11 protein-coding genes and 1 riboswitch are annotated in these 10995 nt (G+C 74.4%); of the genes, 10 read left to right on the plus strand and 1 reads right to left on the minus strand.

Features of this window, described 5'->3' with window-relative positions:
* Positions 1-169: 169 nt before the first annotated feature.
* Positions 170-2143, minus strand: a complete 1974-nt coding sequence (gene pknB / locus AC559T_RS29215) for a Stk1 family PASTA domain-containing Ser/Thr kinase (protein WP_498870750.1) — start codon at positions 2141-2143, stop codon at positions 170-172.
* A gap of 252 nt (positions 2144-2395) precedes the next feature.
* Positions 2396-2510, plus strand: a riboswitch (TPP riboswitch).
* Here pknB and AC559T_RS29220 point away from each other — a divergent pair.
* The 10 genes from AC559T_RS29220 (at position 2505) to AC559T_RS29265 (ending at position 10954) form a co-directional block, all read left to right on the plus strand.
* Entirely contained in the window at positions 2505-3377 is an 873-nt protein-coding gene (locus AC559T_RS29220; protein WP_498870751.1) for a thiazole synthase, read from the plus strand. It overlaps the preceding riboswitch by 6 nt.
* Positions 3377-4543 (plus strand): 2-iminoacetate synthase ThiH, encoded by a 1167-nt coding sequence (gene thiH / locus AC559T_RS29225; RefSeq protein ID WP_112105915.1) that lies wholly within the window; start codon positions 3377-3379, stop codon positions 4541-4543. Before AC559T_RS29220 ends, thiH begins: the two co-directional genes overlap by 1 nt.
* Positions 4544-4660: 117 nt before the next feature.
* Positions 4661-5965 (plus strand): NAD(P)/FAD-dependent oxidoreductase, encoded by a 1305-nt coding sequence (locus AC559T_RS29230; protein WP_498870752.1) that lies wholly within the window; start codon positions 4661-4663, stop codon positions 5963-5965.
* Between the two features lie 166 nt (positions 5966-6131).
* Positions 6132-7697 (plus strand): Gfo/Idh/MocA family protein, encoded by a 1566-nt coding sequence (locus AC559T_RS29235; protein WP_112105913.1) that lies wholly within the window; start codon positions 6132-6134, stop codon positions 7695-7697.
* Positions 7698-7753: 56 nt separating this feature from the next.
* Entirely contained in the window at positions 7754-8077 is a 324-nt protein-coding gene (locus AC559T_RS29240) for an Rv2175c family DNA-binding protein (RefSeq protein WP_498870753.1), read from the plus strand.
* A gap of 59 nt (positions 8078-8136) precedes the next feature.
* A complete protein-coding gene (gene thiS / locus AC559T_RS29245) occupies positions 8137-8424 on the plus strand; it encodes a sulfur carrier protein ThiS (RefSeq protein WP_498870754.1) in 288 nt (95 codons plus the stop codon).
* Positions 8405-9094, plus strand: coding sequence for a thiamine phosphate synthase (locus tag AC559T_RS29250; protein WP_498870755.1), 690 nt, complete (start codon positions 8405-8407; stop codon positions 9092-9094). Before thiS ends, AC559T_RS29250 begins: the two co-directional genes overlap by 20 nt.
* Positions 9095-9113: 19 nt before the next feature.
* Positions 9114-9554, plus strand: a complete 441-nt coding sequence (locus AC559T_RS29255) for a lycopene cyclase domain-containing protein (RefSeq protein ID WP_112105910.1) — start codon at positions 9114-9116, stop codon at positions 9552-9554.
* On the plus strand, positions 9551-9853 hold the full coding sequence (locus tag AC559T_RS29260) for a lycopene cyclase domain-containing protein (protein WP_498870756.1): 303 nt from the start codon (positions 9551-9553) through the stop codon (positions 9851-9853). The genes AC559T_RS29255 and AC559T_RS29260 overlap by 4 nt, the downstream gene beginning before the upstream one ends.
* A 42-nt stretch (positions 9854-9895) precedes the next feature.
* Positions 9896-10954 carry a hypothetical protein gene (locus tag AC559T_RS29265; protein WP_498870757.1) on the plus strand — a complete coding sequence of 353 codons (1059 nt, stop codon included), beginning with the start codon at positions 9896-9898 and terminating at the stop codon, positions 10952-10954.
* The last annotated feature ends 41 nt before the right edge of the window (positions 10955-10995 follow it).

The raw sequence follows: 10995 nt of genomic DNA on the forward strand, positions 1-10995 counted from the left end.
TCCCGGTGAAGATCGACCGTACCCGATCGTGGGTGCCGGTAACCGCGATCCCGGGCGTGTCTCGTCACGGGGACGAGTGGCCTCCTCACAGCGTGCCGCAATCGGTTCCAGGCGGAACTCACGCGGTGCCAGGTGGAACTCACACTCCGGCCCGCACCCGGCCCAGGGATCAGTTGCCTACGCGGAACTCCGTCTTGAGATGGACGGTGCTGCCCTTCTCGATCTTGCGGCCGGCCTTGGGGCTCTGCCCCGTGACCCGCTCCGCGAACCAGTTCGACCGGTCGGCGTTGAGCCCGAGGCGGTTGAGGATGCGCTCGGCGTCCGACCAGGACTTGCCCACCACGTTCGGGACCGTGACCATGACGCCGCTGCCGTCGCCGTCGTCGTCGTCGTCGGCCTCCTGGGCGACGAAGAGCGTCACCGCCCCGCCGGCGTTCACCCGCTGGCCGGGATCGGGCGACGAGCGGACCACATGACCGGGATCCACGCTGTCACTGGCGACATTGCTCTGCTGGACCGTGAGGTTGAGGTTCAGCGAGTCGAGGCGCGCCTTGGCCTCGTCGAAGGTCATCCCGATGATGTCGCTGGGGACGGCGACCGAGGACGGCCCGCTGCTGAGCACGAGCTTCACCGACGTGCTCGGGTCGACGACCGCCCCGGCCGCGGGCTCGGTGCGGACGACCTGGCCCTGCGGCACCGTGTCGCTCGCCTCGCTGCTGCGCCCGCCGTCCGCCAGCTTCGCCTCGGTCAGCTTCGGCAGTGCCTGGTCGACGGTCAGGCCGGCGAGGTCCGGCACGGTGGCCTTGGGGGCGCCGGAGCTCAGCCGCAGCGTCACGACGGCGCCGTCGCTGACCGCGGCACCGGTCTTCGGGTCCTGCTCGACGACGTGCCCCTGCGGGATCTGGGTGCTGGCGATCTCCGCTCCGTAGGTGAAAGCCAGGCCGACGTCCCGCAGGTCCTGCTCGGCGTCCGCCTTGGCCAGGCCGATCAGCAGCGGCACCTCGGGCTTCCCGCCGCCGACGAGCGCCCGCAGCATGAGGACCCCGAGCACGAGGCACACGACGACCACCCCGGCGATGACGGCCGGGCCGACCGGCAGCCGCGAGCCGGGCCCCGTCCGCTGCGCCCGCCGCCGTCCACCCGAGGACGAGCCGGAGCCCGTGCCCAGCATGCTGGTCGGGGCGACCTGCGGCCCGGCGGGCGGCCGGGGCGGTGCCGGACGCGGCGGCGCCGCCAGCGGGCCGGTGAAGCCGGAGTGGTACTCCTCACCGGCGTCCGGCGCCGGCAGGTAGGGCAGGATCGCGCGCAGCTCGGCCAGCAGCGCGGCGCCGTCGGCCGGCCGGTGGTTCGGGTCGCGGGCGGTGGCCCGCAGCGTCAGCGCGTCCAGCTCGGCGGGGACGTCCGGCACGACCGTGGACGGCGCCGGCACGTCACCGTGCACCGACTGGTAGGCGACCGACATCGGCGTCTCACCGGTGTGCGGCAGGTTGCCGGTGATCATCTCGAACAGCATCACGCCGGCCGCGTAGACGTCGCTGCGCATGCCCGCGGTGCCGTGCGTGACCTGCTCGGGGGCCAGGTAGCCGACCGTCCCCATCACCACTCCGCCGGTGAGGGCCGCCGTGGGATTGGTGACCGGCCGGGCCAGGCCGAAGTCGGCGACCTTCACCCGGCCGTCGTCGCCGAGCAGGATGTTCTCCGGCTTGATGTCGCGGTGGATGATGCCGGCCGCGTGCGCCGCGGCGAGCGCCTCGGCCACCGGCTCGAAGATCTCGACGACCTCGGCGACGGTGAGCCGCCCGCGCATCCCCAGGTGCTGGCGCAGCGAGCGCCCGCGGACCAGCTCCATCACCAGGTAGTGCAGGACACCGGCCGGGCTGGTGTCGGACCCCTGGTCGAGGATCGAGACGGCGCACGGCGTGTTCAGCCGCGCGACCGCGTTCGCCTCCCGGTGGAACCTGGCCACGAACTCCGGATCGTGGCTGAGGTTCGGATGCATGATCTTGAGGGCGACGAACCGGTCGAGCCGGTTGTCATGGGCGACGTACACCGTCGCCATCCCGCCGACGGCGAGCCGCTCCTGGGCGGTGTACCGCCCGTCCAGGAGACGACCTATGACGGGGTCGGCCACGGTGGAATCCACATGCACAGTTTACGATCGGCCGCCCGATCGGCCAGACAGTGGTCTTACTGCGCATTTGGCCGTGAGATGTACCCGAACGGGCGGGATGTTCGTCACAAAATCTGGAATTCGATCCGCGTGCTCGATCTCGGGCCCGCTCGGCGGGAGCCCGGTCGATACCGGCCCGGGTGAGCTCCCGGACGCCGTACCGGGACGCGTTGTCTGTCCGGGTTCGCCGGAGCCGCTGGTCCGCCGCGCGCGGCGGCTTAGACTGTGGCGTGACCGGGGAGCCCGCGGACGCGGGCTGAGAGGCCGGCCAGCATGCCGCCGGCGACCCGCATAACCCGATCGCGGTCATGCGCGCGTGGGGAGGAACCATCTGATGACACAGCGGGTCACCGAGGTCCGACGCGAGCCGGACAACTCCGACCATTCGGAGCGCGGTCATCCCGACCCGTTCCGGATCGCCGGCACCGTCTACGCCAGCCGGCTCCTCGTCGGCACCGGCAAGTTCGCGAGCCATCCGGTCATGCGCGACAGCCTGGTCGCCTCGGGGGCGGACATCGTCACCGTCGCCCTGCGCCGGGTCGACCTGAGCCGCGCGGGGGAGGGCGACGTGCTCGACTTCGTCCCGGCCGGCATGACGCTGCTGCCGAACACCTCCGGCGCGCAGGACGCGGCCGAGGCGCTGCGGCTGGCCCGGCTCGGTCGCGCGGCGACCGGGACGTCCCTGGTGAAGCTCGAGGTCACGCCGGATCCGCGCACCCTCGCGCCGGACCCGATCGAGACGCTGCGCGCCGCCGAGCTGATGGTCGCCGACGGGTTCACCGTGCTCCCGTACTGCTCGGCCGACCCGGTGCTGGCACGCCGGCTCGAGGAGGCCGGCTGCGCCACGGTGATGCCGCTGGGCAGCTGGATCGGTTCCAACCGCGGCCTGCGCACCCGCGACGCGATCGAGGCGATCGTGGAGACCGCCGGGGTCCCGGTGGTGGTGGACGCCGGCATCGGCGCGCCCTCCGACGCCGCCGAGGCGATGGAGATCGGGGCGGACGCGGTGCTCGTCAACACGGCGATCGCGATCGCCGCCGACCCGGTCGCGATGGCCCGGGCCTTCGCGCTCGCGACCACCGCCGGGCGGATGGCCCACCTCGCCGGCAGGCCGCGGGCGGGCAGCGCCACCGTGGCCGAGGCGTCCTCTCCGCTCACCGGTTTCCTGGGCGCGGTGCCCGGCGGTCTGCCCGGCGGGGCCGGCTGATGGCCAGCCCGGCAGGGCTGTTCGCCCGCGAGCTCGCCGCGCTCGACATCCCGGCGCTCGCCCGTGTCTCGGTCGAGGCCGACGAGGCGAGGGTCGACGCCGTCCTGCGCCGGGCCGTCGCCGCCGGGCGGCCCGACGCCGGCGGCCGGCTGGACATCGCCGACCTCGCCGTCCTGCTGTCGCCGGCCGCGACCGGGCGGCTGGAGGAGCTGGCGCAGGCGGCACGGGAGACGACGCTGCGCCGGTTCGGCCGGGCGGTGCGGCTGTTCGCCCCGCTGTACGTGTCGAACGCCTGCCTGTCGTCCTGCACCTACTGCGGGTTCGCCAAGGGGCTGGAGGTGGCCCGGCGCACCCTGACGGTCGACGAGGCCGAGGCCGAGGCGCGCCTGCTGGCCGACCGCGGCTTCCGGCACATCCTGCTGGTCTCCGGGGAGCACCGCGTCGAGGTCTCCGCCGGGTACCTGGTGGACGTCGTCGAGCGGCTGCGACCGTTCGTCCCCTCGATCTCGGTGGAGACCCAGACCTGGTCGGACGACACCTACAGCCGGCTGGTCGCGGCCGGGCTCGACGGCGTCGTCCACTACCAGGAGACCTACGACCGGGAGCGTTACGCGCAGGTGCACGTGGCCGGGTGGAAGCGCGACTACGACCGCCGGCTGTCCTCCTTCGAGCGGGCGGCCCGCGCCGGCGCCCGCCGCCTGGGCCTCGGCGTCCTGCTCGGCCTGGCGCCGGACTGGCGGGCCGACGTCCTCGCGCTCGCCGCGCACGCATCCTTCCTCGCCCGCCGCTTCTGGCGGACGGAGGTCTCGGTGGCGCTGCCGAGGATCAAGCCGAGCGCCAGTGGCTTCCCACCGACCGTCGTCGTCGGCGACGCCGAGTTCGTCCAGGCGCACGCGGCGCTGCGGCTGTTCGAGCCGGACGCGGCGATCTCACTGTCGACCCGCGAGCCGGCGGCCCTGCGCGACGGCCTGGTCCGCATCGCGGTGACCACGATGAGCGCGGGCTCGTCCACCGAGCCCGGCGGGTACGGCCGGCCCGGGACGGCGCAGGAGCAGTTCTCCATCTCCGACGAGCGCTCCCCGGCGGACGTCGCCGCGATGCTGGTCGGCGCCGGCTACGAGCCCGTGTGGAAGGACGCCTTCCCGCTGGTCGACGCCACCGGCTGACCGGCGATCCTCCGTCGCGGCGAGTCCGCGCCGCCCGCCGTTGTGGGCAGCGCGACTAGCGGGCGACACGGGACAGACCTGCCCAGTAGCCTCTCGGCCCATGGAGCGGGTGGGCTGATGGATCGCGTCGTCGTCGTCGGTGGCGGGCTGGCCGGAGGGCGAGCGGTCGTCGAGCTCCGCGCCCAGGGCTTCGCGGGCACGATCACGTTGGTGGGCGCGGAGGAGCATCGGCCGTACGACCGGCCGCCGCTGTCGAAGGCGGTGCTGTCGGGGCGGACGGACGACACCACGCTGCCCTTCGACCTCGACGGCGTGGAGCTCCTGCTCGGCCGGCACGCGACCGGGCTGCGCCCGGGTGTGCTGGAGACCGACGGCGGCGTCGTCGAGTTCGACGGGCTGGTGCTCGCGACCGGCGCCGCCCCGGTGCGGCTGCCCGGCCCCGGCGAGCAGCGGGTGCTGCGCACCATCGACGACGCCCTCGCGCTGCGCGAGGCGCTGACCCCGGGTATCCGGCTGGCCATCGTCGGCGCGGGCTGGATCGGCGCCGAGGTCGCCACGCACGCGGCGTCCGCCGGCGCGGCCGTGACCGTCGTCGAGGCCGGCTCCGCGCCGCTGCTCGCGCTGGGTGCCGAGATCGGCGGGTACACGGTCCCCTGGTACGCCAAGGTGGGGATCGACCTGCGGCTCGGTGCCGCGGTCGACGAGATCCGGGCGGACGGGCTCGCGCTGGCCGGGGGCGAGTTCGTGCCTGCCGACGTGGTGGTCGTGGGAGTCGGCGTCCGCCCGGACGTCGCCTGGCTGGAGTCGTCGGGTCTGCCGCTGGACCGCGGCGTCGTCGTCGACGAATGGCTGTCGGCGGTGCCCGGCGCCAGGGCGGCCGACGCCGGCGGGCCGGGCACGGCCGACGGGGCCGGCGGCTACCGGCCGGATTCGGTCGTCGCGGTGGGGGACTGCGCCGCGTGGTGGTCCCGGCGCTACGACCGCCGGTTGCGCGTCGAGCACTGGGAATGCGCCCAGGAGTCGCCGCGGGTCGCCGTGGCCACCCTGCTGCGTTCGCTGGCCGGCGGTGACGGGCCGGCGCAGGCCGGCGACCAGGCCGAGATCTACGATCCCGTCCCGTACTTCTGGTCGCAGCAGTTCGGGCGCATGATCCAGTTCGCCGGGATGCCCGGCGCGGACAGCACGCTGGTGCTGCGGGGGGATCCGACCGCCGTCGCGCCGGAGGGCGCGAAGCGGGCGCCGGGCTGGTCGGCGGGCTGGTTCGCCCCGGACGGCGAGCTGGTCGCTCTGGTGACCGTCGCCCGACCACTGGACATGGTCGCCGGCCGGCGGATGCTGCTCGCCGGCGTGGCGCCGGACGCCGAGCGGTTCGCGGACCCCGCGGTCGCGCTGAAGGAGCTCCAGCCCGCGCAGCCGGTGTGAGACGGGCGCCGCCGGCCGCTCCGAGCGGCCGGCGGTCTTTGCCATGCCCGCAGTTGACTACTTTCCGTAAAAGTATTGTTTACTTTTTGTCGTGGAGTGCGTGGCGTGCTCGCGTGTCGTGAACCCACTGTTCCCGTCCGGGTGGGTTCTGACTAAAGTGCCCCCCGTGCCACGCATTCACCTGGTGTCGAACCTTCCCGGCGTGAATGCGCTCGGTGATCATCTACGGGCCGCCGGGCTCGGGCCGACGTCGGCCCGCTCGGCCGACGCGCTGCTCGTCCTCATCGACCGCCCGCTCGACCACGTCGAGCAGGAGCTGCTCGACCGGGCCCGGCAGTCCGTGCCCGTCCTGCTGGCCGGGCCGACCGTCCGGTCGCTGTCGCCGGACAGCCCGCTCATCGACGCCTCCGGGCTCACCCCCGGCCGGGTGACGCCCCTCTACGACCTGCCGCTGATCCCCGGTCCGGACGGCGCCGCCGTGGCCGCCCGCCTCGGGGACTTCCGGCCCCGGGAGTCCTGGGTCATCCCGGAGAAGGTGGCCGAGGACGTCGAACGGCTGCTCATGGTGCGCCACGAGATGGGGGAGCACCCGATCTGCACCTGGCGGCCGTCCACCGGCCTGGGCATCTTCACCCTCGGGGCCGGCGAGGAACTGCTCGCCGATCCCCGCTACCAGCGGCTCGTCGGCCGCTGGCTGCGCCACGCGCTCGGCGTGACCGACGCCGGGCCGGTCAAGGTCGGGCTCATCGGCGCCCCGGACGTCTTCGGCGTGCACATCGACGCCGTCGACGCCGTCGAGGGCCTGGAGCTGGCCGCCCTCTGCGACGGCGGGATGGCCCGCCCGCCCGGCCAGGACACCGACCGGCCGGCCCGCCGGGTCGACGACCCCGACGACCTGGTCAACGACCCCGAGCTCAACCTGGTGATCGTCGCGACCCCCACCCACACCCATGTCGAGTGGGCCCGCCGCGCGCTCGAGGCCGGCAAGCAGGTGGTCGTGCACGCCCCGATGTGCCTGTCGACCCACGAGGTGGACGAGCTGACCGAGCTCGCCCAGAGCCGCTCGCTGCTGCTCGCCGTCTACCCCGACGGCCGGGACGACCCAGGTCACCGGGCGATGCGCACGGCCGTGCACCGCGGGGACGTCGGCGAGGTGATGTGGATCGACGTCTTCTCCGGTGGCCTGCGGCGGCCCACCGGCACCTGGCACGACGACGAGCGGATCAGCGGCGGGCTGATCTTCGACCGGGGCGCCGTGCAGCTCGGCCGCGTCCTCGATCTCGTCGACGACCAGGTCGAGTGGGTCAGCGCCTTCGGGCACAAGCGGGTGTGGCACCACGTCACGAACGCCGACCACGCCCGGGTGCTCCTCCACTTCGCCGGCGGCTGCGAGGCCCAGGTGACGATCTCGGACGTGGCCGCCGCCGCGCGGCCCGGCACCCAGGTGCTTGGCAGCATCGGCTCGTTGCTCGCCCGCGACGCCCGCGACGCCCGCGACGGCCACGGCGGGGCGCCGCGGTCACCGCGGCTGCTCGCCCACGACGGGACGCGCACCGCGCTGTCGACCGGGCCGCACGACGCCACGAGGTTCCATCGCGAGCTCGCGGACTGCCTGGTCGCCGGCTGGCCACTGGCCGAGCAGCAGCCGGAGGACGCCCGCCGGCTGGTCGCGGTGCTCGAGGCGGCCCGCAGGTCGGCGGCGGCCGGCGGCGCGCAGATGGCGCCCGGCTGACCAGCCCGGCGCAGGGGTCAAAGCAAACCGGAACGCAACGGTGTTTACTGTTGACCATGGATTGGCTGAACGTGCCCGACGTGGCCGAGAATCTGGGAGTGCCCGTCACCCGGGTGCGCCAGATGGTGCGCGACCGCACCCTTCTGGCCCGGCGGGTGGACGGCGTGCTCAAGGTGCCCGCGGCGTTCATCCAGGACGGCGCGGTGGTCAAGGGCCTGCCCGGGTTGCTCACGCTGCTCTTCGACGCCGGCTACAACGACGACGAGGCCCTCGACTGGCTGTTCCGGGAGGATCCGAGCCTGCCGGGCACCCCGGTTCAGGCGCTGGCCGAGAACCGCGGCAAAGAGGTCAGGCGGCGCGCGCAGGCGCTGGGGTTCTGACCGGGCCGGCCCGCCGAACCCGCCCGGCCAGGGGCGCCCGCTCCCGTAGGGTCGGGTGCATGGCCGATCGTCCGAACCGGGCGGAGCTCGATCCGTCCCCGGGACCAGCAGCCGTCAGCACCGCCCCGGCCGGTGGCCCGGGCGGCGCGCGGATCGTCGTCAACGGGCAGCCGCGGGAGGTGCCCGCCGGGCTCGCCCTGCCGGACCTGCTCGTCCAGCTCGGGCTGCGGCCCGGCTCGGTGGTCGTGGAACTGCGCGGCACCGCACTCACCCCGTCGGAGATGCCTTCGGTCCACCTGGCCGACGGCGACACCCTGGAGATCGTCCGTGCCGTCGCCGGGGGCTGAGTCGCTGCGCGCGCGTCGGATGGCCCGCCTCCTCGACGCCCGCCTCTACCTGTGCACCGCGCGTCGCGGCGACGAGGGAAGCTTCCTCGAGGACGTGCTCGGCCTGCCGGGCGCGCCCGCCGTCGACCTCGTCCAGCTCCGGGAGAAGGGGCTGGAGTGGCGCGAGGAGCTCGCCGGGCTGACCCGGATGCGGGAGGCCGCGGACCGGGTCGGTGCCCTGGTCAGCGCCAACGACCGGGCCGACGTCGCCGCCTTCGCGGGCGTCGACATCCTGCATGTGGGGCAGGACGACATCCCGCCGCGGCTGGCGCGGACCATCGTCGGGGCGGACGCGCTCATCGGGCTGTCCACGCACGATCCCGAGCAGTTCCTGGCCGCGCTCGCGGACCCGGACGTCGACTACGTGTGCGTCGGCCCGGTGCACGCCACGCCGACCAAGGAGGGCCGTCCACCGGTCGGGATGGGCCTGCCGCGGCTCGCCGCGCGGCACGCCCCGCCGTTCGAGCCGGGGGCCAAACCCTGGTTCGTCACCGGCGGTGTGGACGCGCGGACCCTGGACGCCATCCTCGAGACCGGCGCGCGCCGGGTCGTGGTGGTGCGGGGCATCACCGAGGCCGCGAATCCGGGAGCCGCCGCCACCGCGCTCGCCGAACGCCTGCGCTCGGCCTGACCGGGGGAGGGCGTCCGCGGTGAGCCGCCTCGGTCACTTCGGCGGTCTGGGCCACTTCAGCTACCTCGCCGTGCTGCTGGGGTGCCTGGTGGCGACGGCGCCGCTGGAGATCCTGCTGCGGACGAGGGTGTATGCGCGCCCCCGCCGCCTCCTGCTGTCGGTGGCGCCGGTGCTGGTCGTCTTCGTCGGGTGGGATCTGTACGCGATCGCGCGCGGCCACTGGGCGTTCGACCCGCGGCGCACCACCGGGGTGCTGCTGCCCGGCGGCCTCCCGCTCGACGAGGTCCTCTTCTTCGTCGTGGTCCCCGTGTGTGCCGTGCTCGCGCTGGAGGCCGTGCGCGCCGTCACCGGCTGGCAGGCGGGCGACGAGCGGGCTGGCGCCGAGCAGGTGGACGGCGAGCAGGTGGACGGCGAGCGTGCCGGCGACAGGCCGGCGGACGGGGCCCGCGGGCCGGGATGAGCTACACCGCGCTGGCCGTCGTGGGCGTCGTCGTGAGCGTGCTGCTGGACCTGCGGATCCTGCGTACCCGGCTGCTCACCCGCCGGCTGTTCTGGACGGCCTACGCGATCATCGTCTTCTTCCAGCTCGTCACGAACGGCATCCTGACCGGCTTCGACATCGTCGTGTACGACCCGGACGCGATCGCCGGGCCCCGCCTCGTGTTCGCGCCGGTCGAGGACCTGCTGTTCGGGTTCGCGTTGGTAACCCAGACGCTGGTGTGGTGGGTTTGGTGGGGATTTCGTCACGGAAACGAGTGAATCGGGGTCCTGTATCCACTTTTGGGCCTACGCTCGGACCCAATGGAACAACGGATGGCGGACGAGATCAGTCCCGCTGGCCGGCACCGTTCTCCCTGGGGGCGCTCCAAACGGATCCTCCCCATCCGGTGGGGGCGGGTCGCGGCCGCGGTGGGGGCCGCGGCGGCCCTGGCCACGACCCTGTTCCTGATCCACAACAGCGGGTCGGGGCCGGCGTCCGCGGTGCGGGACCCGGCCGGTGCGCGGACCAGCATCGTCGTGTCGACCTCCGTCGCGTCCCCGCCGGTTCCCTCGCCGACGGCGAACGGCCCCGTCCCCGTCGGGGCGTTCGGGGCATCCGGGCCGCCCGAGCCCGTGGAGAGCTCCGGGGTCTCGGCGTCTCCCGAACCGTCCCAGGCGGGCGGCACGTCCGCGCCGGCTCGCCCGGGAGCGGGCACGGGCGGCCCGCGCGGGACCCCGCCGGCCGGGCCGGCGATCGGGCTGAGCCGCACCGACGTCGACTTCGGCGAGGTGGAGTCGACGATCAGGCTCGACGTGCTCGGCGTCGGGACGTCACCGGCGCGCGTGCGCGTTGGCGACACGCCCGGGTGGGTCAGCGTCGTCCCGGGGCAGGACGTCGTCGGTCCGGGCGCGCAGGTGCCGCTCGTGGTCACCCTCGACCGGGCGGTGGCTCCGCCGGGCTCGATCGACCTGGACGTCCCGGTCTCGGCCGTCGACGGCTCCGGCGGCGGGAACCTGCGGATCACCGCGCGGGTCTCCGGGGCACCGGGGCTCAGCGGCGTCTCGGCCGCGCCGACCACGATCCTCCCCAGCGGCTGCGCCGGTGATCAGGGCACCACACAGGCGACAGTGACCGCCACGGTCGTCGACCCGACGGGCGTCCTCGGCGTCGAGGTGCGCACCCGGGCCCCGGACGGACAGGCCACCACCACCCCGCTCCAACTGGGCGCGGCGGTGGACGACCGGTCGACCTGGTCCGGGCCGATCGGGCCGGTGCCGGCGGCGGGGACGATCACCTACACCGTGGTGGCGACCGACCTCGACGGACGGAGCTCGACGACCGACGGGTCCGTCGAGGTGCGCCCCTGCCCGGCCGGCTGACCGCCGGAGGCCTGCGGCTGACCGCCGGAACGGCGCCGCCC

Source organism: Frankia sp. Hr75.2, from assembly GCF_949319125.1.
GTDB lineage: Bacteria > Actinomycetota > Actinomycetes > Frankiales > Frankiaceae > Parafrankia > Parafrankia soli.